General features: G+C 70.1%; 22 protein-coding genes. 9 read left to right on the top strand and 13 right to left on the bottom strand.

Features of this window, described 5'->3' with window-relative positions:
- Positions 1-28 precede the first annotated feature (28 nt).
- Positions 29-874, top strand: coding sequence for a nitrilase-related carbon-nitrogen hydrolase (locus ACEZHJ_RS04725; protein ID WP_375036289.1), 846 nt, complete (start codon positions 29-31; stop codon positions 872-874).
- A complete protein-coding gene (locus tag ACEZHJ_RS04720) occupies positions 871-2,190 on the top strand; it encodes an MmgE/PrpD family protein (RefSeq protein ID WP_375036288.1) in 1,320 nt (439 codons plus the stop codon). Before ACEZHJ_RS04725 ends, ACEZHJ_RS04720 begins: the two co-directional genes overlap by 4 nt.
- Before the next feature lie 23 nt (positions 2,191-2,213).
- Here ACEZHJ_RS04720 and ACEZHJ_RS04715 read toward each other — a convergent pair whose 3' ends face one another.
- Complete coding sequence (locus tag ACEZHJ_RS04715; RefSeq protein ID WP_375036287.1) at positions 2,214-3,101, bottom strand: LysR substrate-binding domain-containing protein; 888 nt, start codon at positions 3,099-3,101, stop codon at positions 2,214-2,216.
- A 121-nt stretch (positions 3,102-3,222) separates the two neighbouring features.
- Between ACEZHJ_RS04715 and ACEZHJ_RS04710 the strand changes: the two genes are divergently transcribed.
- The 3 genes from ACEZHJ_RS04710 (at position 3,223) to ACEZHJ_RS04700 (ending at position 6,516) form a co-directional block, all read left to right on the top strand.
- Positions 3,223-4,107, top strand: coding sequence for a hypothetical protein (locus ACEZHJ_RS04710; protein ID WP_018717029.1), 885 nt, complete (start codon positions 3,223-3,225; stop codon positions 4,105-4,107).
- Between the two features lie 22 nt (positions 4,108-4,129).
- Positions 4,130-5,401 (top strand): M24 family metallopeptidase, encoded by a 1,272-nt coding sequence (locus ACEZHJ_RS04705; protein ID WP_375036307.1) that lies wholly within the window; start codon positions 4,130-4,132, stop codon positions 5,399-5,401.
- A 101-nt stretch (positions 5,402-5,502) separates the two neighbouring features.
- Positions 5,503-6,516: a GlxA family transcriptional regulator gene (locus ACEZHJ_RS04700; RefSeq protein ID WP_163142998.1), complete on the top strand. Its 1,014-nt coding sequence runs from the start codon at positions 5,503-5,505 to the stop codon at positions 6,514-6,516.
- Between the two features lie 5 nt (positions 6,517-6,521).
- Here the strand turns inward: ACEZHJ_RS04700 and ACEZHJ_RS04695 are convergent, their stop codons facing one another.
- The 8 genes from ACEZHJ_RS04695 to ACEZHJ_RS04660 form a co-directional block, all read right to left on the bottom strand.
- On the bottom strand, positions 6,522-7,472 hold the full coding sequence (locus ACEZHJ_RS04695) for a calcium/sodium antiporter (RefSeq protein ID WP_018717032.1): 951 nt from the start codon (positions 7,470-7,472) through the stop codon (positions 6,522-6,524).
- A 72-nt stretch (positions 7,473-7,544) separates the two neighbouring features.
- Positions 7,545-7,994 carry a DUF488 domain-containing protein gene (locus ACEZHJ_RS04690; protein ID WP_259201868.1) on the bottom strand — a complete coding sequence of 150 codons (450 nt, stop codon included), beginning with the start codon at positions 7,992-7,994 and terminating at the stop codon, positions 7,545-7,547.
- Positions 7,991-8,305, bottom strand: coding sequence for a hypothetical protein (locus ACEZHJ_RS04685; protein WP_259201867.1), 315 nt, complete (start codon positions 8,303-8,305; stop codon positions 7,991-7,993). Before ACEZHJ_RS04685 ends, ACEZHJ_RS04690 begins: the two co-directional genes overlap by 4 nt.
- A gap of 81 nt (positions 8,306-8,386) precedes the next feature.
- Entirely contained in the window at positions 8,387-9,646 is a 1,260-nt protein-coding gene (locus ACEZHJ_RS04680; protein WP_259201866.1) for a TRAP transporter large permease, read from the bottom strand.
- Complete coding sequence (locus tag ACEZHJ_RS04675) at positions 9,646-10,155, bottom strand: TRAP transporter small permease (protein ID WP_163141219.1); 510 nt, start codon at positions 10,153-10,155, stop codon at positions 9,646-9,648. The genes ACEZHJ_RS04680 and ACEZHJ_RS04675 overlap by 1 nt, the downstream gene beginning before the upstream one ends.
- Before the next feature lie 57 nt (positions 10,156-10,212).
- Positions 10,213-11,217 carry a TRAP transporter substrate-binding protein gene (locus ACEZHJ_RS04670; protein ID WP_163141216.1) on the bottom strand — a complete coding sequence of 335 codons (1,005 nt, stop codon included), beginning with the start codon at positions 11,215-11,217 and terminating at the stop codon, positions 10,213-10,215.
- Positions 11,218-11,360: 143 nt separating this feature from the next.
- The gene (locus ACEZHJ_RS04665; RefSeq protein WP_163141213.1) at positions 11,361-12,026 is read right to left on the bottom strand and encodes a peroxiredoxin; all 666 of its coding nucleotides are present in this window, start codon (positions 12,024-12,026) and stop codon (positions 11,361-11,363) included.
- Positions 12,027-12,159: 133 nt separating this feature from the next.
- Positions 12,160-12,735, bottom strand: coding sequence for a PadR family transcriptional regulator (locus ACEZHJ_RS04660; protein ID WP_163141210.1), 576 nt, complete (start codon positions 12,733-12,735; stop codon positions 12,160-12,162).
- Positions 12,736-12,817: 82 nt separating this feature from the next.
- On the opposite strand from ACEZHJ_RS04660, the gene ACEZHJ_RS04655 reads away from it, so the two are divergent.
- Positions 12,818-13,216, top strand: a complete 399-nt coding sequence (locus tag ACEZHJ_RS04655; RefSeq protein WP_163141207.1) for a DUF2306 domain-containing protein — start codon at positions 12,818-12,820, stop codon at positions 13,214-13,216.
- An 8-nt stretch (positions 13,217-13,224) separates the two neighbouring features.
- On the opposite strand, the gene ACEZHJ_RS04650 is transcribed toward ACEZHJ_RS04655, so the two are convergent.
- Both ACEZHJ_RS04650 and dsbG read right to left on the bottom strand, forming a co-directional pair.
- A complete protein-coding gene (locus tag ACEZHJ_RS04650) occupies positions 13,225-14,640 on the bottom strand; it encodes an MBL fold metallo-hydrolase RNA specificity domain-containing protein (protein WP_163141204.1) in 1,416 nt (471 codons plus the stop codon).
- A 25-nt stretch (positions 14,641-14,665) separates the two neighbouring features.
- Positions 14,666-15,463: a thiol:disulfide interchange protein DsbG gene (dsbG, locus tag ACEZHJ_RS04645; RefSeq protein WP_163141201.1), complete on the bottom strand. Its 798-nt coding sequence runs from the start codon at positions 15,461-15,463 to the stop codon at positions 14,666-14,668.
- Positions 15,464-15,682: 219 nt separating this feature from the next.
- Here dsbG and ACEZHJ_RS04640 point away from each other — a divergent pair, with 219 nt between their 5' ends.
- Complete coding sequence (locus ACEZHJ_RS04640) at positions 15,683-16,699, top strand: hypothetical protein (protein WP_163141198.1); 1,017 nt, start codon at positions 15,683-15,685, stop codon at positions 16,697-16,699.
- A 13-nt stretch (positions 16,700-16,712) separates the two neighbouring features.
- Here ACEZHJ_RS04640 and ACEZHJ_RS04635 read toward each other — a convergent pair whose 3' ends face one another.
- Both ACEZHJ_RS04635 and ACEZHJ_RS04630 read right to left on the bottom strand, forming a co-directional pair.
- Entirely contained in the window at positions 16,713-17,705 is a 993-nt protein-coding gene (locus tag ACEZHJ_RS04635) for a ribose-phosphate pyrophosphokinase (protein WP_375036286.1), read from the bottom strand.
- A gap of 68 nt (positions 17,706-17,773) precedes the next feature.
- A complete protein-coding gene (locus ACEZHJ_RS04630; protein ID WP_163144492.1) occupies positions 17,774-18,154 on the bottom strand; it encodes a DUF6763 family protein in 381 nt (126 codons plus the stop codon).
- Positions 18,155-18,424: 270 nt separating this feature from the next.
- Here ACEZHJ_RS04630 and ACEZHJ_RS04625 point away from each other — a divergent pair, with 270 nt between their 5' ends.
- Positions 18,425-18,898 (top strand): NAD(P)H-dependent oxidoreductase subunit E, encoded by a 474-nt coding sequence (locus ACEZHJ_RS04625; protein ID WP_375036285.1) that lies wholly within the window; start codon positions 18,425-18,427, stop codon positions 18,896-18,898.
- Positions 18,895-20,082, top strand: a 1,188-nt coding sequence (locus tag ACEZHJ_RS04620; protein ID WP_375036284.1) for an SLBB domain-containing protein, incomplete at its 3' end; no start/stop codon positions are given. The genes ACEZHJ_RS04625 and ACEZHJ_RS04620, both read left to right, overlap by 4 nt.

Here is a 20,082-nt window from a genome sequence, read left to right as displayed (position 1 = left end):
CACAATCGTGCCACCACGCCGGAGCACCATGACCGCACAGACCTCTCTCCTTGCCGGCGCGGCCCAGATCAACTGCGCCCTCGCCGAACCTGACACCAACCTCGACCGGCACCTGGAATGGATCGCCCGGGCGCGGGCCGGGGGCGTCGGCCTGCTCGTCTTCCCCGAGCTCTCGCTCACCGGCTACGGCCTCGGACGCCGGGTGCCGGACGTGGCCATGCACCGGGACCACCCCCGCCTGGTGCGGCTCGCCGAGGCTGCCGACGGGATCACGGTGGTCGCCGGGTTCATCGAGGCGGCCTCCCCGGGGGAGTACTACAACGCCGTGGCGGTCGTACGTGACGGCGAGCTGGCCGCCGTGCACCGCAAGCTCAACCTGCCGACCTACGGCGGCCTCGAGGAAGGCAAGCACTTCCATGCCGGGCGGGGGCTTACCGAGGTAGCGCTGGACGGCGGCTGGCGCGCCAGCCCCCTGATCTGCGCCGACCTCTGGAATCCGGGACTCGTGCACGCCGCCATGCTCGCACGCCCGGAGGTGCTCATCGCGCCGGTGAATTCGGCCAGCGGGATTGTCAGCGAATCGTTCTCCAACGAGCGCAACTGGCTGACCAATATCACCTTCTACGCCATGACCTATGCCACGCCGGTGATCATGGCCAACCGCTACGGCCCGGAGGGCGACAGCCACTTCTGGGGCGGCAGCCGGATCCTTGACCCGCGCGGCGAGGTCCTCGCCGCCGCCGACGACGGCGAGGCGCTGGTGACCGCGCAGCTGGACCGCGAGGCCATCGCCCGCGCCCGCTACGACATGCCCACGCACCGCGACGCCGACACCCCGCTGGTGCGCCGGCTGCTGGAGTACGGTGACCGATGAGCACCGACGATATCGCCGGCTGGGCCCTCGGCCTGCGACCGGGCGACCTCCCGCAGGCCGCGCTCGCGGAGGCCCGGCGCTGCCTGCTCGACACCCTCGGCGTGGCCGCCGGCGCGACGTGCACGCGGCTGGGCGGCATCGTCGCCGCGTTCGCCCATGCCCAGATGCCCGGCGCCGTACCGCTGCTGTTCAGCCCCGGCACTGCGTCCGCCGTCGGCGCGGCGCTGCACGGCGCCGCCCTCACCGACGCCCTGGACGCCCACGACGGCCAGGTGCTGACCAAGGGCCACGTCGGCGCCGCCCTCGTCCCCGGCCTCCTCGCCCTCCCGGACGCCGCCGCCGTCGACGATGGCGAGCTGCTCACCCGTATCGCCGCGGGCTACGAGATCGCCACCCGGGCGGGCATCGCGCTGCACGCCACCGCCCCGGACTACCACACCTCCGGCGCCTGGAACGCCCTCGGCGTCGCCGCCGTGGCGGCGCGGGCCCTCGGGCTCGACACCGCGGCCACCGCCCACGCCCTGGGCACGGCGGAGTTCTACGGCCCGCGGAGCCAGATGATGCGCTGCATCGATCACCCCACCATGGTCAAGGACGGCTCGGCCTTTGGCGCGATGGCGGGCGTGAGCGCGGCCTTCCTGGCGCGGGAGGGCTTCACCGGCGCCCCGGCCGCAACCCTCGACGACCCGGCAGTGTCGGAAATCTGGGACGACCTGGGCCAGCGCTGGCGCATCGGCGAGCAGTACCGCAAGGCCTACCCGGTCTGCCGTTGGGCCCAGCCCGCCGTGGAGGCCGTGCGCAGCATCGCCGGGGAGATCCCGGGGGACCCCGCGGCCATCCGCCGCATCGTCGTGGAGACCTTCCACGAGGCGGGCCGCCTCGCGGTGGCCGCCCCGGCCACCACCGAGGAGGCCCAGTACAGCCTGCCGTGGTCGGTGGCCTGTGCCCTTGGCGGCGGCATCGGGGCGGCCGACGTGGCCGACGCCGCGCTGGATGACCCGGCGCGCCGTGCGCTCGCCGCACGGGTAGCGGTGACGGAACGCGAGGACCTCAACGCCCGCTTCCCCCGGGAACGCTGGGCCGCGGTGCGGATCGAGTGCACGGACGGCCGCGTTATCGCGAGCGTGCCCTGCGAGGCGCGCGGCGACTGGGAGCGGCCGCTCGGCGACGACGAGCTCGACGCCAAGTTCCACCGGCTCGCCGCCCCCGTGCTCGGCGCCGCCCGGGCGAACGCACTGGCGGAGGCCGTCCATGGCCTCTCGCCGGGCCGGCACGGGGGAGCTGCAGCGGTTCGCGCCCTGACGGAGGCACCGTGATCACGTGGCGCCACGATGGAGCGCTACCGCGCCGGTGCGGTCGGCGCGGTCACGGTCTCCACCCCCTCGGTGTGGGCGATCGAGCCCATCAGGGCGTCCACGAACGCATCCGTCGCCGCCGGCAGCACACCCGGGGCGCGGTGCAGCTCGATATCCACGTGGGGCAGCGCCGGCAGGCCATGGCGCGTATCGAGGATGCGGCAGCCCTCGGGCACGGAACGCGGGGTCTTCACCGTCACCGCGAGCCCGGCCTGCACCGCCAGGTTGATCCCCGTCGGGCTCTGGCTGGTGTACACCACCCGCCAGTCCCAGCCCGCCCGGCCGAGCGCGGAGAACGCCTGCGCACGATAGGTGCAGCCCTCCGGGTTGACCGCCATCGGCAGGGGCGCCCCCACCGGCGGCACGAAGCCCTCCGCGGCCACCCACACCAGCGGCTCGCGGGCGACCACCTCGCCGGTCTTGGTATGGCGGTGACGCACGGCCAGGGCGAGGTCCAGCTCGCCCTCCTCCAGCCGCCGGATGAGCACCGGACTCATCTCGCAGATGACCTCCAGGTGGAGCTCCGGGTGGGCGCGGGTGAAGCCGGCGAGCACCTCCGGGAGATACGCGAGCGCCTGCTCCTCGGAGAGCCCGAAACGCAGCTGCGACGCCTCCGCACCCTCGCCCACCGCGCCCACCGCCTCCTCCTGGAGCCGGAGGATACGCCGGGCATAGGGCAGGAAGGTGCCCCCGGCCTCGGTCAGCCGCACGGAGCGGCTAGTGCGCTCGAACAGCGCCTCCCCCACGCGCTCTTCCAGGCGCTTGATCTGCAGGCTAACCGCGGACTGGGTCCGGTTCAGCCCCTTGCCGGCCGCGCTGAAACCACCACTCTCGGCGACCGCGATGAAGGCACGAAGGAGTTCAGTGTCCATCGGAAACGCCCTATCAATGATATATCGCAATCGAACATATTAAATTAAATCGTTTCACTTATCGATTCACCATCCCTAGCCTGATTCACGAATCCTTGCAGAGGACGAGAGAGGACCTCCCATGAGTGTCGCCAAAGAACAGATGAAGCAGACCGACGGCATCGACGCCATCATCGACCTGGAGCGCCACCCGATCCACGACCTGGACGGCGAGGCCGGTCAGGCGCTGATCGAGCGCTGCCGCGCCCAGCTCGCCGACGACGGGTGCGTCGTGCTCAAGGGCTTCATCCGCCCCGAGGCGCTGGCCGCGATCCGCGACGAGACCCGCGAGCTCGCCCCGCGGGCGCACTACAACGAGACCCACACCAACCCGTACAACTCCGACGGCGATCCGGCGCTGCCGGACAACCACCCCAAGAACGTCTTCGGCGACCGCACCAACGGCTTCGTCGCCGGCGACCTGATCGCCCAGGACACCGCGGTGCGCCGCGTCTACCACAACCCGGACTTCCAGCGCTTCATCGCCGCGGCGATGGACGAGCCGGAGCTCCACGAGTACGCCGACCCGCTCGCGGGGCTGGTGATCAACGTGCTGCGCGACGGCTGCCAGCACCCGTGGCACTACGACACCAACGAATTCATTGTCACGATGATGACCCAGCGGCCGGAGCAAGGCGGCGACTTCGAGTACTGCCCGCAGATCCGCAACCCAGAGGACGAGAACTTCGAGGGGGTGCAGCGGGTGCTCGAAGGCGATCGCAGCCCGATCAAGACCCTGTCGCTGGAGCCCGGCGACCTGCAGATCTTCTACGGCCGCTACTCGCTGCACCGCGTCGCCCGCGTGCACGGCGACGTCGAGCGGCACACGGTGATCTTCGGCTATGCCCGCGAGCCCGGGTTCATCGGCCGCGCCGAGCGCGCCAAGCGCATCTTCGGGCGCATGGCCCCCATCCACGAGCGCCAGCTCGAGGAGGGCCTGGAGCGCAGCGACAAGCTCGCGGACTGATCAGGAGGCCATCGTGGACGACATGACCCACCCGCACGTCGATCTGCCCGACACCGGTCGGCCGCTCACCCCGTCCGGCCCGGTGGGCAACTACGACAGCGTGCCCATGAGCTTCGAGCCCCGCGCCCTGCGCGCCGGGCGCCTGCGCCGGCTGCGCGAGATGATGGCGGAGAAGGGCTACGCCGCCGTGGTGCTCTTCGACCCGTACAACCAACGCTACGCCACCGGCTCGCGCAACATGTTCGGCTACTTTCTGCGCAACTCCACGCGTTACATCTACGTGCCTCAGGAAGGCCCGGTGATCCTGTTCGAGTACCCGGGCAGTGCCCACGTCTCCACCTGGCTGGAGACCATCGACGAGTCGCGCACCTCCAAGGTCGTGTGGTCGGCGGTGAACCAGCGCGACAACCTCAGCGCCGACCCCTTCGCCCGCGAGATCGCCGACCTGGTGCGCGCCCACGGCCGCGGCAACGTCCGGGTCGGGCTGGACCGCTGCTCTCACCTGCTCGCCCTCAACCTCGAGGCCCAGGGTCTCGAGGTGGCCGACTGCATGCAGGACACCCTGCACTGCCGGCGGCTGAAGACCCGTGAGGAGATCGCCTGCCTGGCCCAGTCGATGGCCGCGAGCGAGGCCGCCGTGGCATCGGTGGAACGCGGCATCCACCCCGGCGTCACCGAGACCGACCTGTTCGCCACCATGTACGGCGAGGTGATCCGCGGCGGCGGCGAGTTCATCGAGACCCGGCTGCTCTCCTCCGGGCCGCGGACCAACCCATGGTTCAACGAGGCCAGCGACCGCGTGATCCGCCCCGGAGAGCTGGTGGCCCTGGACACCGACACCATCGGCTGCAACGGTTACTACTCGGACTTCTCGCGGACCTTCCACGTCGGCCCCGGCCGCCCCTCCGGCTATCAGCAGAGCCTCTACCAGATGGCCTGGGAGCAGGTGCACCACAACATCGACATCCTCCAGCCGGGGATGAGCTACCGCGAGATCGCCGAGCGCGCCTGGCGCATCCCCGAGCGCTTCCTCGACCGGCGCTACCCGTCGATCATCCACGGCGTCGGCATGCACGGCGAGACGCCGCTGGTGGCCCACTCCGTGGACTTCGACCGCTTCACCGGCGACGGGGTGCTCGAGCCGGGCATGGTCGTGAGCGTGGAGAGCTACATCGGCGAGGTGGACGGCCCGGAGGGCGTCAAGCTCGAGGAGGAAGTGCTGATCACCGACACCGGCGTCGAGATGATCTCCAAGTACCCCTTCGACGAGGCCCTGCTCGGCCGCCACGTCTGAACCGCCCACGCGCGGATGGCATACTGGGGGCTGCGGGCCCCGATCCGGCCGTGGCACGGCGGATCGGGGCGCTCCCTCGCCGAGACAGGCCGGAACCCACCATGAACGCGACCGACACGGAGACCGCCGAACCGCAGGACGCGGGCGCACCGGCCCCGCGCCAGATGGGCTTTCTGCTGCTGCCGCAGTTCTCGATGATCTCACTCGCCGCAGCGATCGACCCGTTGCGCATGGCCAACCGCCTCTCCGGGCGGCACCTCTACGAATGGCCGCTGTACTGCCCGGGTGACGCCCCGGTGACGGCGAGCAACGGGATGCTCTTCCGCCCCACGCGGCGATTCGGTGACGGCGAGGGCCTGTCCGCGCTGTTCGTGGTCGCCGGCTACGACGCCGCCGCGGTGGAGAGCCCCGCCATCACCCAGTGGCTGCGCCAGCTCGCCCGTGCCGGCATCACCCTGGGCGCGACCTCCACCGGCACCCTGCTGCTCGCCCGGGCCGGACTGCTGCAGGACCGCCGGTGCACCATCCACTGGGAGAACGCCGACAGCCTGCGCGAGGAATTCCCGCGGCTGCACGTCACCAACGAGCTCTACGAGGCCGACGAGGGCGTGCTCACCTGCTCCGGCGGGGTCGCCGGCCTGGACATGATGCTCGAGCTCATTGCCCGGGACCATGGCGAGGCGCTCGCCAATGCGGTCGCCGAGCAGGCCATCCACCCGAGCATCCGCCCCGCCCACGCCGCCCAGCGCATGTCTCTGGAGGCCAAACACCGGATCCGCCATCCGCGGCTGCTGCGCGCCGTGGAGATCATGCGCGCCCACCTGGACGAGCAGCTCCCCGCCCGGGAAATCGCCGAAAGCGCGGGCATCTCACCGCGCCAGCTCGAGCGGCTGTTCCGCCGCCACTTCGACCGGACGCCGCGGCAGTTCTACCTGGAGCTGCGCCTCGACCGGGCCCACGACCTGCTACGCCAGTCGACGCTGAGCATCCTCGAGATCGCCTCCGCCTGCGGGTTCTCGTCCTCGTCCCACTTCGCGCGCTGCTACCGCCGGCGCTTCGGACGCTCCCCCGGCGCCACCCGGAGCGGACGCGGGGACGGCGCCGTCGCCCGCTGACCGCCTCAGGTCATGCCGAGGGACACGTACACCGCGTAGCCGGCAAGCAGCAACGCCCCTTCCCAGCGGGCGAGCCCGAGCCGGGTGGCGAGAAAGGCGACCACCGCCACGGCAGCGGCGATCATCACCCACTGGTCCACCGCAAGGATCCGGGGTGCCGCCGACAGCGGATGGATCAGCGCGGTAACGCCCAGGATCCCCAGCAGGTTGAACAGGTTGCTGCCGAGGATATTGCCCACGGCCACATCCGCCTGTCCGCGGAGCGTGGCGAGCAGGGAGACGGCGAACTCCGGCAGCGAGGTCCCCACCGCCACGACCGTCAGGCCGATTACCGCCTCGGGGACGTCGAGCGCCCGGGCCAACGCGATCGCCGAGATCACCAGCAGCCGCGCCCCGCCCACGAGCAGCGCAAGCCCGCCGATCAGGGCAACGAGCGCCCGCCCCCGTCCTCCACGCAGCGCCGGAACCGACGCGGCCTCGTCACGGTGCACCGCCGCCGAGGCGGCACCGTGGTAGGTCTCGGCCACGTAGGCCCAGGCCAGGTAACCCAGGAGCGCCAGGACCAGCACGGCACCGTCACCCCGCCCGATACCACCACCGAGCAACAGTACCGGCAACGCGAGGCTCGCGGCGAGCATGCCAACGCCGTCGCGCCACAGGGCGCGGCGGGACGTCGCGAGTGGCGCGAGTAGCGCGCATATGCCGAGGATCAGCAGGACGTTGGCGATGTTGCTGCCCACCACGTTGGCGAGCGCGATGTCGGGGCGGGCCTGGAGGGCGGCATCCAGGGAGACGGTGAACTCGGGCGCGGAGGTTCCGAAGCCGACGATCACCAGCCCGGCGAGCAACGGCGAAACCCCGGTGCGGCGGGCCAGCGCGAGCGCGCCACGCACGACGAACTCGCCGCCCAGTGCCAGCAGCACGATCCCCCCGATGATCCCCAGCAGCGCAGTCATGCCCCCGGCCCCGTGGCAGCGATCGCCCCCCGGATTACCGCAGAAGCCGTGGCCGCGGGCAAGTACGGACACTCAGCGCGAAGAGGTATCGGGACCCCCGCCGCGTTCGAACTGCGCGGCATAGCAGACCGGCGAGGCGGGCTCGTCCGGCGCGTACCAGGCCGCGAACTCCTCGGCGAGCACCTCCGCAAGCGCGACCGCCTGGTTGTGCTCCCGGTCACGGGCCGAGAACACGAGCGTGGTCCGACCGGCCGCACAGCGCTCCACCAGGGCCCGCAACGCCTCCGGCGCGTTCCCGAGCTCTGCACGGTAGCGCTCGCGAAAGCCGGGCCAGCGCTCGGGATCGTGGCCGAACCAGCGCCGCAGGTCCGTGGAGGGGGCAAGATCGCGCGCCCACTCGTCCAGCGCGAGATCGGCCCGGCGTATCCCGCGAGGCCAGACCCGGTCGACGAGCACCCGGTAGCCGTCGTCGTCGGCCACCGGGTCATGGGCACGCTTGAGGCGTATGTCCGGTGCCGTCACCGCGGACCCAGGGCAAGGAAAAAGACGACCAGCACCGTGTTCAGCGCCCAGGCGGCGGTGAGCAGCCGGGCCATGTCGCCCCAGCGGGCGTTGTGCACGTTATCCGCACTGGCCCACACGGCGGCGATGATCCAGCCCGTGTAGACCAGCAGTACGGCGTAGGCGACGGCGAGGGCCCCGCCCGGCGCGCCACCGGTAAGCATCAGCAGGGTGATGGCCCAGAGCACGTTGCTCGGGATCACCCCGTAGAGCCAGAACACGCGCCACAGCGGCGAGTGTCCGGGGAACAGGCGAGTGGCGGTAAGGCGCATGGGTTCTCCCTCCCGGCAGACATCCGTTATATTCCAGTATCTGAAATATAGTTTACCACCGGACCATCCACAACCGGCTGTTCAGCCGGACAGCCCCAGCAGGACAGGTCCATAGACCACCAGCAGCAGGACCCCGAGCAGCACCGCCAGGTACGGCACCACCGCCCGCGCGATGCGCTCCAGCGGCTGGTCCGTGATCGAGGACGCCACGTACAGATTGATCGCCACCGGTGGCGTGATCATCCCGATGCCCAGCCCCATGACCATGATCACCCCGAAGTGGATGAGATCGACGTTCATCGCCTTGACCAGCGGCAGCAATACCGGTGTGAGGATGATCAGCGCGCTCGCGGTCTCCACGAACACGCCGGTGACCAGGATCACCGCCGTGATCAGCAGCAGGATCACCATCGGCTCGGAGGAGATTCCGAGTACCCACTGCGCCACCTGCGTGGGGATATTCCAGTTCGCAAGCGTCCAGCTCAGCACCGCCGAGGTGGCGATCACGAACATGATCACCCCGGTGGTGAGCACGGAGCGGATCATCAGCGCGTATATCTCGCGCAACGTGAGGTCGCGGTAGACGAACAGCGAGACCAGCAGCGCATAGTTCACCGCCACCACCGCCGCCTCGCTGGGGGTGAACACACCGGAGAAGATCCCGCCGAGGATGATTACCGGGGTAAGCAGCCCCCAGAAGGCGTCGCGGAAGGTGCGCAGTATATTGCCGAGCGACAGCGCACTGCCCCGCGGATAGTTGCGGTCGTAGGCCTGGGCCAGCGCTATCGCCATGAGACCGAGCCCCATGATGATGCCGGGGATGAAACCGTTGAGGAACAGCCGCGCCACCGACTGGTCGGCGAGCACCGCGTAGATGATCATCGGCACCGACGGCGGGATCACCACGCCTATGGTGCCGCTCGCGGCGATCAGGCTCGCCGCCGGGGCCTCCTCGTAGCCCTTGCGCTTGAGCTCGGGGATTAGTGTCGAGCCCACGGCCGCGGTGGTCGCCGCGCCCGAACCGGAGATCGCGGCGAAGAACATCCCCGCGAGCACCGAGACGATTGACAGCCCGCCCTTCACGAAGCCGAACAGGGCATCGGCGAAATCGACCAACTTGCGGCTGACCATGCCCGAGGCCATGAGATCGCCGGCGAGGATGAAGAACGGCACCGCGATCAGCGCGAAGGAATCGGTGCCCGCGAACATCCGCTGCACCACGACCATCAGCGGGACGCCGTCCGCGGTCAGCGCCACAATCGCGCCCAGACCGATGGCCACCGCCACCGGCACACCGAGCACCAACAGCCCGAAGAACGCAACGAACAGCAACGCCCCCATCAGTCCTCCGCCCCCACCGCATCATCACCGGCCTCGTCCCGGCCGAACAGCACCTCGAGGAGGTCCACGGCCGCGTACAGACCCATTACCGCCGCCGACCCGGGGATCACGGCATAGACCCACGGCATCGGGATACGCAGGGAAGCAGAGACCTGGAAGCTCTGGAGGTCCATATAGCGCCAGCCCGCCACGATCACCACCGCGAAGAACGCCACCGACGCGGCGTGGGCCAGCACCCGGGCGAACCGCCCGAGCGGCCTCGGCAGCCGATCCACGAGCACCGTCACCGCGATGTGGCGACCCCGCTGGTAGGCCAGCGTAGCCCCCAGGAACGTGGTCCACACGAGCAGGTAGCGGGCCAGCTCCTCCGACCAGCTGATGGCGTCGAAGGCGACGCGGAAGACGATCTGGAGCGTGGTGACCACGATCATGCCAGCCAGTGCCAGGAAGGCGGCCGGACGGATCACGGCGTCCAGGCCGCGTTCGACGGCCTGCAGAAGGGACAGCATGGACCTCTCCACGGCGGGCCGGGCGCACGGCCCGGCCCGTCCGGCAACGCGGTGGGCTTACTGGAGCTGCTCGCGGATGCGATCGAGATACGAGCCGAAGCGCTCACCGTACTTCTCGTAGACCGGCTGCACGGCCTTCTGGAAGGCGGCGACGTCCGGATCCATGACGATCTTCATGCCGTTATCGCGTAGCGTCTGCAGCTGCTCGGCCTGCATCTGGGCGTTCATCTTCCGCTCGTACTCGGCGGCGTCCTGGGCGGAGCGCTGGAGGATGTCCTGGGCCTCGGCCGGCAGACGGTTCCAGACATTCAGGCTCATCACGAACAGCGCCGGCGCATAGGTGTGGCGGGTCATCGACATGTACTTCTGGGTCTCGTAGAGCTTGAACGACTCGACCACGTTGACCGGGTTTTCCTGGCCGTCGATGGTGCCCTGCTGCATCGCCGTCAGTGCCTCCGTCCACGCCATGGGCACGGCATTGGCGCCGAGCGCGCGGAAGGTGTCGATGTAGACCGGGTTTTCCATGACCCGGATCTTGAGCCCCTCGACATCCTCGGGCGTGTGCACCGGATGCACGCTGTTGGTCAGGTTGCGGAAGCCGCGCTCGGCATAGGCGAGGCCCTTGAGGTTGACGCGCTGGAGCTCGTCGAGCAGGTCCTGGCCGACCGGGCCGTCCAGCACCTCGTAGGCCGCCTCGCGGGAGGGGAAGAGGAACGGCAGCTCGAAGACCGCGATCTCCTCGACGAAGTTGGCCACCGGGCCGTTGGTGATCACGCCCATGTCCACGGTGCCCATCTGCATCCCCTCGAGCAGCGTGCGCTCGTCGCCGAGCTGGGCGTTGGGATAGATCTCGATGTTCACCGCCCCATCCGTGCGCTCATCGACCAGCTTCGCGAACCGCTTCGCGGCGATATGGAAGCCATCCTCCTTGTTGACCACGTGAGCAAGCTTCAGGGTCACCGGATCCATGTCCGCGAGCCCGTCCTGGGCATGGGCGGTGCCGGCCACCAGGCCGGCTGTCAGGATCGCGGTGGAAAACAGCTGTTTGATCGACGGGATCATGTGCCCTCCCGGGGATTGTTTCGACTAATGATTATTGGGAAGCAAATTACATTAGGGGAGCCATCCCACGCGGTCAATTCGCCCGCGCGATGACGACAGAACGCCCGGACCACGCCACGAACCGGGCACGGCCGGACACTGCCCTACTCGACGACCGACGTCTTGGCGAAATACCAGTCGGTGACGGCGTAATCGTCGTTGGCGAGGCGCTCCGCGGCCGCACCGGCGGTACGCGGCGGCGGCACGATCACCGACTCCCCGGGCTGCCAGCCCGCCGGCGTGGCAACGCCGTGGCCGTCGGAAGTCCGCAGCGCCTGGAGCAGGCGCAGGATCTCTTCGATGGAACGACCGTTGCGCATCGGGTAGTAGTGCATGGAGCGCAGCACACCATCCGGGTCGATGATGAACGTCGCCCGCACGGCCGACCGGTCCGACGCCCCGTGGTGGATCATGCCGTAGGCACGCGCCACCTCCATCTTCGCGTCCGCGATGAGGGGGAAGCGCACCTCCACCCCGAACTTCTCCTGAATGGACTGCATCCAGGCGATATGCGCGAACTCGCTGTCCACCGACAGCCCCAGCAGGTCCGCACCGAGGGCGTCGAAACGATCCTGTGCCCGGGCGAACGCCAGGAACTCGCTGGTGCATACCGGTGTGAAATCCGCCGGGTGCGAGAACAGCACGAGCCAGCGCCCCCGGTAATCGGCCAGCGAGAGCTCGCCGGCCGTCGTGTCCACACGGAAATCCGGTGCCGGCTCATTGAGCCGGGGCTGGACACCCTCCTTGGGCCGGGATTGTTCCTCCACCATGACCTGACCTCTCCATCGAAACGGCGGTTATATTACTTCTCTACCGAACAACGACTCATGTGCCGCCGGCGGCGAGCCCCTGCCGTCCGATCGAATCGGATCCGGTCGCCCGCGCCACATTGCCCCTCGTCATTTAATTATCGGATGATCGGCCCCCGGTGCAATCCCCGAATCGGCCCGGCCCGAATTCCGCACCGAGCTCATCGAGCCACTCGAGCAGCGACTCGGCCGTGATGATGCCCCGACGCAGGGCCAGGTACTGGAGCCGGTACCGCCTCGGCAGAGACGACGCGCGCTGAAAATAGGCCGTCTCGATTCCGCGATACGCGGCCAGACGGTCCTGCCAGTACGCCCGCCGCTGCTCGACCTGCACGCGCATGGCCGCGTCGTCGAGCAGCTCGCCGGCGAAGAGCTTTACCAGGAAGGGGTCCCTTACCGTGGGCGGAGCATGGGGCTCGGCGAGCCATTCCCGCAGCGCGGCCTCGCCGGCCGGGGTGACCCGGTAACGCTTGGCATCGGGGCGGTCGTCATGGGGCAGCGGCTCCATGGCCAGGTGCCCGGCCTCGTGGAGCCGTGCCAGCTCCCGGTAGATCTGCTGATGGCTCGCCGGCCACACATGCCCGAGCCGCTCGCGGAAGGTACGCGTCAGCTCGTAACCCGTCGCCGGGCATTCCTGCAGCGCGGTCAGCAGGGCGAAGCGCAGTGCCATTCGTCGTTCTCTATATGCATCCGGTTGCACGCAATCCCGCCGGGCGCCACTATTATGCAATAAGTTGCACACAGGCTGCCACATGCACCTCCAGCCACTGCTCCACGCCTCCGTCGTGATCCAGGTACACGTCGCCGCCGCCGTGCTCGCGCTGGCGCTGGGTATCATCCAGTTCGGGCTGCGCCGCGGCGGTACGCTTCACCGCCGTGTCGGCCGGAGCTGGGTCGCGCTCATGGCCCTCACGGCGGTCAGCTCGCTGTTCATCCACGAGCTGCGGGTCTGGGGGGACTGGAGCCCGATCCACGTCCTTTCGCTGGTCACCCTGGCGACCCTCGTTCACGCGGTACGGGCCGTGCGCGCCGGGCATGTCCGGGCACACCGTGCGGGGATGATCTCGCTGTTCGTCTTCGCGCTGATCGGGGCCGGCGCATTCACCCTGGTCCCCGGGCGGTTGCTTCACACCGTGTTCATTGCCGGCTGAGCGGCCGGTCAGTCCCCGAGGCCGGCCCCGGGCGCGGTGAGATCCAGCCGCTCCCCGTAGCGCATGGCACGGGCGTGCGTCGCGCCGTCGCCCTGCAACCGGGCGGCGAGGGCATCCTGTGCCGCCGGCTCGCCGTGGACGATCGCCACCGGTGGTCTGCCCCCGAAGCCGTCGTACCAGCCGGCGAGCCCGTCCTGGTCGGCATGGGCGGAGAGGCCGCCCACGGTATGCACCGTCGCCTGCACGCGCACCGTTTCGCCCCAGAGACGGATGTGGCTCGCCCCGTCCACCATTGCCCGGCCCAGAGTGCCCGCCGCCTGGAAGCCGGTAATCACGACGTGGGCCTCGCGCCGCCAGATGTTGTGCTTGAGGTGATGCTTGATCCGCCCGCCGGTGCACATGCCGCTGCCGGCGACGATCACCGCGCCGCTGCGGATCCGGTTGATGCCCATCGAGGCCTCGGTGGACTCCGACAGGCGCAGGTTCGGGAGGTCGAAGAGCTCGCCGTGGGCCCGTTCAAAGGCGGCGGCACGCTCGTCGTAGAGGGCCGTGTGACGGGCGTACACGCGTGTCGCCTTGATCGCCATGGGGCTGTCGAGGAAGATCTGCCAGTCGTCGAGCCCCCAGTCCTGGTAATAGCGTTTGAACATGTAGAGCAGCATCTGGGTGCGGTCCACGGCGAAGGTGGGCACAAGCACGTTGCCGCCGGCCTGACGCGCCTCGCGGAAGATCCCGCCGAGCTCCGCCCAGGTCTCCTCCCAGCCGCGGTGCCGGCGATCACCGTAGGTACTCTCCATTACGACCAGGTCCGCCCGGTCGACGACCTCCGGGTCGCGCAGGATAGGTGTGCCCTTGTGGCCCAGATCACCGCTGAAGACGACCCGCCGCCTCGTCCCCGTCTCCTCGAGGTCGAGCACCGCGAGCGCGGAGCCCAGGATGTGGCCGGCGTCACGCAGGGTCAGCCGCACGCCGGGCACCACCTCCCGCTCCTGGCCGTAATCCAGGCCGTGGAAGCGGTGGGTGGACAGCCGCGCCTCATCGCGGGTGTATAGCGGCTCCACCGGGCGCAGGCCCTTGCGCTCGCGCTTGCGGTTCTCCCACTGGGCCTCCTTCTCGTTGAGGTAGCCCGCGTCCTCGAGCATGATCCGGCACAGGTCCACGGTCGCCCGATGGGTGAAGATCCGCCCGCGGAACCCGCGCTTGATCAGCAGCGGCAGGCGCCCGGAGTGATCGAGGTGGGCATGGGTGAGCACCACCGCGTCGATGGACGAGGCCTCGAAGGGGAATGGATCCCGATTGTGCCGCTCGTGCCGGTGGCTGCCCTGGATCAGGCCACAGTCCACCAGCACCCGCCGGCGGCCGACTTCCAGCAGGAAGCACGAGCCGGTGACCTCCCGCGTCGCCCCGTAGAAGCCCAGTTCCATTGGCACTGCTCCCGTCTCTGTCCCGCTATTCCGGGCGGGGTCCGCCCATCGCCTGGGTGAGGTCATCGCCCCGCGGCAGCCCCTGGACGTGATGCACCTCGCCCGCCTCATTGCGGTAGACCACCGTGGGCGTTCCCCGGTACCCGAGCTCCTGCATCAGTGCGCCGTTGGCCTGCACCCCCTTGCGCGCCGCCTCCGGGATGTCGTCCCGCGGCGTGACACCGCCCTGCTCGTAGTTGCGCTCGTGGGCCTGCAGCGCCTTCGACGGGTTGCCCGATGCGAGCAGCGTCGCCGCCTTCGGACCGCTGCTCGGGCGGATCACGCCGACCATGATATGGCGGAGCTGGACCTTGCCCGCCTCCACCCAGGGCCGGCTCATCTGCCAGAAGCGGTGACAGTACGGGCAGTTGGGATCGGTGAAGACATACACCACCCGGCCCGCATCCTCTGCCCCGTCGGCGATCCAGCGGCTGTCGGCGAGCTGATCCCAGATCTTGGGGTCGAGGGGCGCCCGCGAGGCCTGGTCGAGCACCGGCTGGCTGAGGTTGTTACCGTCGGCATCGAGCAGCGTCCCGATCACCGCGTGCTCTTTGTCCGGGGTGACATAGACGGTGACGGTCTGGCCACGCGCGGAGATCACGTAGCCGGTCAGCCCGCCCGGGGCCTCGAACGGCTCCCCGATTTCGACACCCTGCGCCTCGAGGGACTGCAGCGGTGCCGGCAGATCCGCGGCATGAACGCCCGAAAGCCCCAGGATCAGCCCCGCCGGGACCAGCGCGGCGCCGGCGATTCGCGTCATCAGGCGCGCAATGGATCGGTGCATGCGTGTGTGCTCCCTAATGGTCTGCATGATACGGCCACGCCCGCGCGTTGCCGTTCCCAGCCGGGATGTTACCCGGGCCGGGCCGCCGGGTCAGCAGCCGCCATTCCCACCGACACCGGGATACCCGCGTCGTTCCTGCACGACCGTCTCGGCTATGCTCCGGGAAAGCGGTCAGCGGCAGCCGCGCCGGATGCCGGAACATGGAGGGACCGCGAAGGGATGTCGTCCACCGCGATCGCAGCACAGCGCGCGCACCAGCGCCGGATCGTGGACCAGCTCGCCGAGCACGGCCCACCCGCCCCGGCGGATGCCGTGATCGAGACCCACCTCTCCTGGGTGATCCTCGCTGGCGACCGGGCGCTGAAGCTCAAAAAGGCCCTGCACTACCCCTGGCTCGATTACGCCAGCCTCGCAGCGCGCCGGCATCAATGCCGGGAGGAGGTACGCCTCAACCGCCGGCTCGCCCCGGCGGTTTATCTCGGCGTGGCCGCGGTCTCCGCCACGGACGGCGGTCACCTGGTGCTGGACGGTGACGGCCCGCCCCTGGCGTACCTGGTGCGTATGCAACGGTTGCCCGAGCGCGACTGCCTCGGGCAGCGCCTGGGCACCGGCGGCGTAACGCCCGCCGAGGTCGATACCCTCGCCGATACCCTGAGCGGTTTCTACGCCGCGCGCACGCCCTTCACGCCGCCGCCCCACGCCTGGCTCGAGGCCATGCGCGGGCACATCGACGCCGACAGCACGGCCCTCGGCGTTTCCCGCTACGGCCTCGACCGGGCGTTGATCCGCCGTGTCGCCCGCGACGTGCATGGCCTTCTCGACGACCGTGCCGACGAGATCGGCGGGCGGCTGCGCGATGGCCGCGTGGTGGAAGGACACGGGGACCTGCGCGCGGAGCACGTGTACTTCACCCCCGGGCCCACGGTGATCGACTGCCTGGAGTTCGACCGCGGCCTCCGGATCGTCGACCCGGCGGACGAGCTCGCCTTCCTGGCACTGGAATGCCACCGGCTGGGCGCCGAGTGGATCGGCCCGCGGCTGCTGCGCCGCTACACGGAGGTCTGCGGCGACGCCCCCGGCGACCGCCTGCTTGCCGCCTACACCGGCCGCCGCGCCCTGCTCTGGGCGAAGCTCGCCGTGTGGCACCTGGACCGGGACCCGGCACGGGACCGGGAGAAATGGCTGGAGCGCGCCGGCACCTACCTGACGCTGGCCCGGGAGCGGATCCTGGGCTAGGTGGGCACGACGCTCAGCCCTGGTCCGCCATCATCGAGACGATGGAATCTCCGGCGTGCAGCCGGCGCACCGCCTCCGCCATGAAGTCGGCGGTATCCACGACGGTCAGGCGTTCCCGCAGCGGCGCGTTGCCCAGCCGGAACGCCGGCACGCTGTCGGTGACGAGCAGCCGCGTCAACGGCGCCCCGGCGAGGGTCCGCGCGGCGTCGCCGGTGAACAGGCCATGACTGGCGACGGCGGTGACCGCCGTTGCCCCAGCGGCATGCGCCGCCGATGCCGCGCGGGCGATGGTGCCGCCGGTGCTGATCAGGTCATCGACGATTACCGCGTTGCATCCGGCGACGTCCCCGACCAGCCGCTCCCCCGAGACCGTACCGCCGCTGCGTTTCTTCTCCATGAACGCCATGCCGGGCGCGGCACCGGTCCGCGCCTCCAGGGTCTCGCGGAAACGCTCGGCGCGTTTGTAACCGCCGGTGTCCGGGGAGACCACGACGAGGCCGTCGCCCGCTCCCCCGCGGAGCAGCTCGCCGGCCAGCAGCGGGCGCGCCTCCAGGTGAATCGCGGGCACCCGGAAGGCGTTCTCGAAGGCCGCCGGGTTGTGCACGTCCAGCGCCACCACGCGCTGCACGCCCATCGCCTCCAGCAGCGCTGCCAGGTAGCGGCTGGTCACCGGGTCCCGGGGCTTGGTACGGCGTTCCTTGCGGGCGTACGCGAGATACGGGATGACCACCGTCAGCCTCGCCGGGTCGGCGTCCCGCAACGCACCCAGAAAGAAGAGCAGGCGCACGAGCTTGTCGTTGACGCCGGCGCCGAGCTCGCCGTGCAGGCCCTGGAGGACATAGACATCGCGGCCGCGCACGCTCTCCAGCGGGCGCGCCTTGTGCTCGCCGTCCTCGAAGTCCCGCTCCTCGTGACGCGCCGGCTCGATGCCCAGACACGCCGCCACCCGGGCCCCGTAGTCGCGCCCCGCGTCGAGGGTGAACAGTGCGATGTCCCGATCCTTCATCGTCCGCCTTCCCTGTCCTGCATGAACCGCGCTGGCCCGCGTCACGGTACCTCCGCCGATGCACCCGCTCAGCGGGACCCGTCGTCCGGCGGGCCTGCGTCCTCGTCGTCCTGCGTACCGCGGGCCTCCGGGTCGTGCGCCCACGGCTCGCAGGGCTGGCGGAACGAGGCGACGCCGGACTCCCGCGCGTCCCGGTCGGCGAGCGCGTCGGAGTCGGTGCCGGTGTCGTCGTCCGACTCGTCCACCGGCCCGCTCCAGTCCTCCGGGGGCTCCCCGAGCTCGATGTCCATCGCCGGCCAGCCGTCGCCGTCCACGGTCTCCAGGTCGCCGTCGTAGTGCTGGATCTCCACGGTGCCATCGGCCTCCACGGCGACGACCACGAACGCCTGGCCCTTATCGTGGTGCCAGTACCACTGCCCCACCACCGGCTCGAGCTCGTTGTCCATCATCGCTCCCTCCCGGACGGGATCGTCCCGCCATTATGGCGGGCACCGCCGCAACATCACCCGTCCCGGCGGTGCCCGCCCGACCGGCGGTCAGGATGTCGATCACGGACCACTCGGATTCGGGATCGGGACACCACCCCCGACCGGGCCGTTCCAGCATGAACGCCATGGTCTCGAGACATGGCAGACCGCGCTTACCACGAACATACTGGTGGAAGGTGGTTGTTGCGGACACCCGGACCCTGATCACACGCAACCGGGGAGCCTGAGGCAATGACGACGGAGGAGAGTGACGGCGCACTGCCGTCGACCATCGAGTCAATCTGCCGGCGACACGGCGGCCGCGAGGGACCATTGCTGGCAATCCTGCACGACGTCCAGGACACGTTCGGCCATATCCCGGACGAGGCCGTCCGCCACATCGCCCGCACACTGAATCTCACCCGTGCCGAGGTCCACGGCGTGGTCCGCTTCTACACCGATTTCCACGCCGAACCGGCCCGGGCGCACCAGCTCAAGGTCTGCCGCGCCGAGGCCTGCCAGGCCGTCGGCGGCCGGGCCGTGTGGGCGGCAGCCCAGGCACTGTCCGCGGTGCCGGACGGGCGGGTCGAGATCGAGCCGGTCTACTGTCTGGGCAATTGCCCCTGCGGACCATCGGCGCAGTGGAACGGGCGCACGCTCGGGCGGATGACTCCGGAGCGCGTGCACGAGCTGGTCGCCGCCGCCGAAGGGGGGAGGCCGTCATGAGTGTATACGTCCCCCGCGACAGCACCGCAGTGTCCATTGGCGCGGACGAGGTCGCCGCCGCGATCGCCGCTGCCGATCCGGCCCTCTCGCCGCTGCGCACCGGCTCCCGCGGCCTCTACGCCCTGGAGCCGCTGGTGGAGGTCGACCACGAGGGCCGGCGTATCGGTTTCGGACCGGTCACCGCGGCGGATATGCCCGGCCTCGTCGAGGCACTCCGCCACCCCGGTGCCGGGCACCCGCTGCGCATAGGCGATATCGACGCCCTGATCGCGGACCAGGGCCAGAACCGCTTCACCTGCCGCCGCCTCGGCCGTGTCGTGCCCGACGACTGGGACGACTTCGTCGCCCACGGGGGCACCCGCGGCCTGCGCCGTGCCCTGGATATGGGCCGGCAGTCGATCGTCGATGCCGTCACAGCCTCCGGCCTGCGCGGGCGCGGTGGCGCGGGTTTCCCCACCGGCCGCAAGTGGCAGACCGTGCTCGACGCCGACGGCGCGGGCAAGGTCATCGTCTGCAACGCGGACGAGGGCGACAGCGGCACCTTCGCCGACCGCATGCTCATGGAGGGCGACCCTCTCGCCCTCATCGAGGGCATGGCCATCGCCGGAATTGCCGTCGGCGCCGCTCACGGCTACATCTACCTGCGTTCCGAATACCCCGCGGCACGGGCATCGCTGCTTACCGCCCTGGACATCGCCCGGCACAACGGCCTTCTCGGCCCGGACGTCCTTGGTTCCGGACACACCTTCGACATCGAGCTGCGCATGGGTGCCGGGGCCTACATCTGCGGCGAGGAGACCTCGCTGCTGGAGAGCCTGGAGGGCCATCGCGGCGAGGTCCGTTTCAAGCCACCGCTGCCGGCGATCCGCGGATTCATGGGCCGGCCCACGGTGGTGAACAACGTCATCACCCTGGCCACCGTGCCGGCGATCCTCGCCGATGGCGCCGAGGCCTACGCCGCCCTCGGCCACGGCAAGTCCCGCGGCACCCTCACCGTGCAGCTGTGCGGCAACGTCCGCCGCCCCGGGCTCTACGAGGTGCCCTTCGGGGTGTCGCTGGCCCACGTCATCGACGAGCTCGGCGGCGGCACTGCCTCCGGGCGGCCGGTGCGCGCGGTGCAGGCCGGCGGCCCGCTGGGGGCCTACCTGCCGGCCCCGGCGCTGGACGTGCCGCTGGATTACGAG

It is taken from the genome of Arhodomonas sp. KWT2 (genome assembly GCF_041949875.1).
Classification (GTDB): domain Bacteria; phylum Pseudomonadota; class Gammaproteobacteria; order Nitrococcales; family Nitrococcaceae; genus Arhodomonas; species Arhodomonas aquaeolei.
The sequence above is the reverse complement of the archived record's forward strand: the minus strand, read 5'-3'. Positions and strand labels throughout refer to the sequence as shown.

Bases quoted from the DNA above. Each gene is read 5' to 3' on its own strand.
- ACEZHJ_RS04640 (WP_163141198.1), top strand. From the start codon at position 15,683: ATGTCGTCCACCGCGATCGCAGCACAGCGCGCGCACCAGCGCCGGATC.
- ACEZHJ_RS04705 (WP_375036307.1), top strand. From the start codon at position 4,130: ATGACCCACCCGCACGTCGATCTGCCCGACACCGGTCGGCCGCTCACC.
- ACEZHJ_RS04625 (WP_375036285.1), top strand. From the start codon at position 18,425: ATGACGACGGAGGAGAGTGACGGCGCACTGCCGTCGACCATCGAGTCA.
- ACEZHJ_RS04680 (WP_259201866.1), bottom strand. From the start codon at position 9,646: ATGGGGGCGTTGCTGTTCGTTGCGTTCTTCGGGCTGTTGGTGCTCGGT.
- ACEZHJ_RS04685 (WP_259201867.1), bottom strand. From the start codon at position 8,305: ATGCGCCTTACCGCCACTCGCCTGTTCCCCGGACACTCGCCGCTGTGG.
- ACEZHJ_RS04665 (WP_163141213.1), bottom strand. From the start codon at position 12,026: ATGGTGGAGGAACAATCCCGGCCCAAGGAGGGTGTCCAGCCCCGGCTC.
- ACEZHJ_RS04700 (WP_163142998.1), top strand. From the start codon at position 5,503: ATGAACGCGACCGACACGGAGACCGCCGAACCGCAGGACGCGGGCGCA.
- ACEZHJ_RS04720 (WP_375036288.1), top strand. From the start codon at position 871: ATGAGCACCGACGATATCGCCGGCTGGGCCCTCGGCCTGCGACCGGGC.
- ACEZHJ_RS04695 (WP_018717032.1), bottom strand. From the start codon at position 7,472: ATGACTGCGCTGCTGGGGATCATCGGGGGGATCGTGCTGCTGGCACTG.
- ACEZHJ_RS04710 (WP_018717029.1), top strand. From the start codon at position 3,223: ATGAGTGTCGCCAAAGAACAGATGAAGCAGACCGACGGCATCGACGCC.
- ACEZHJ_RS04670 (WP_163141216.1), bottom strand. From the start codon at position 11,217: ATGATCCCGTCGATCAAACAGCTGTTTTCCACCGCGATCCTGACAGCC.
- ACEZHJ_RS04650 (WP_163141204.1), bottom strand. From the start codon at position 14,640: ATGGAACTGGGCTTCTACGGGGCGACGCGGGAGGTCACCGGCTCGTGC.
- ACEZHJ_RS04630 (WP_163144492.1), bottom strand. From the start codon at position 18,154: ATGATGGACAACGAGCTCGAGCCGGTGGTGGGGCAGTGGTACTGGCAC.
- ACEZHJ_RS04725 (WP_375036289.1), top strand. From the start codon at position 29: ATGACCGCACAGACCTCTCTCCTTGCCGGCGCGGCCCAGATCAACTGC.
- ACEZHJ_RS04675 (WP_163141219.1), bottom strand. From the start codon at position 10,155: ATGCTGTCCCTTCTGCAGGCCGTCGAACGCGGCCTGGACGCCGTGATC.
- dsbG (WP_163141201.1), bottom strand. From the start codon at position 15,463: ATGCACCGATCCATTGCGCGCCTGATGACGCGAATCGCCGGCGCCGCG.
- ACEZHJ_RS04655 (WP_163141207.1), top strand. From the start codon at position 12,818: ATGCACCTCCAGCCACTGCTCCACGCCTCCGTCGTGATCCAGGTACAC.
- ACEZHJ_RS04715 (WP_375036287.1), bottom strand. From the start codon at position 3,101: ATGGACACTGAACTCCTTCGTGCCTTCATCGCGGTCGCCGAGAGTGGT.
- ACEZHJ_RS04635 (WP_375036286.1), bottom strand. From the start codon at position 17,705: ATGAAGGATCGGGACATCGCACTGTTCACCCTCGACGCGGGGCGCGAC.
- ACEZHJ_RS04660 (WP_163141210.1), bottom strand. From the start codon at position 12,735: ATGGCACTGCGCTTCGCCCTGCTGACCGCGCTGCAGGAATGCCCGGCG.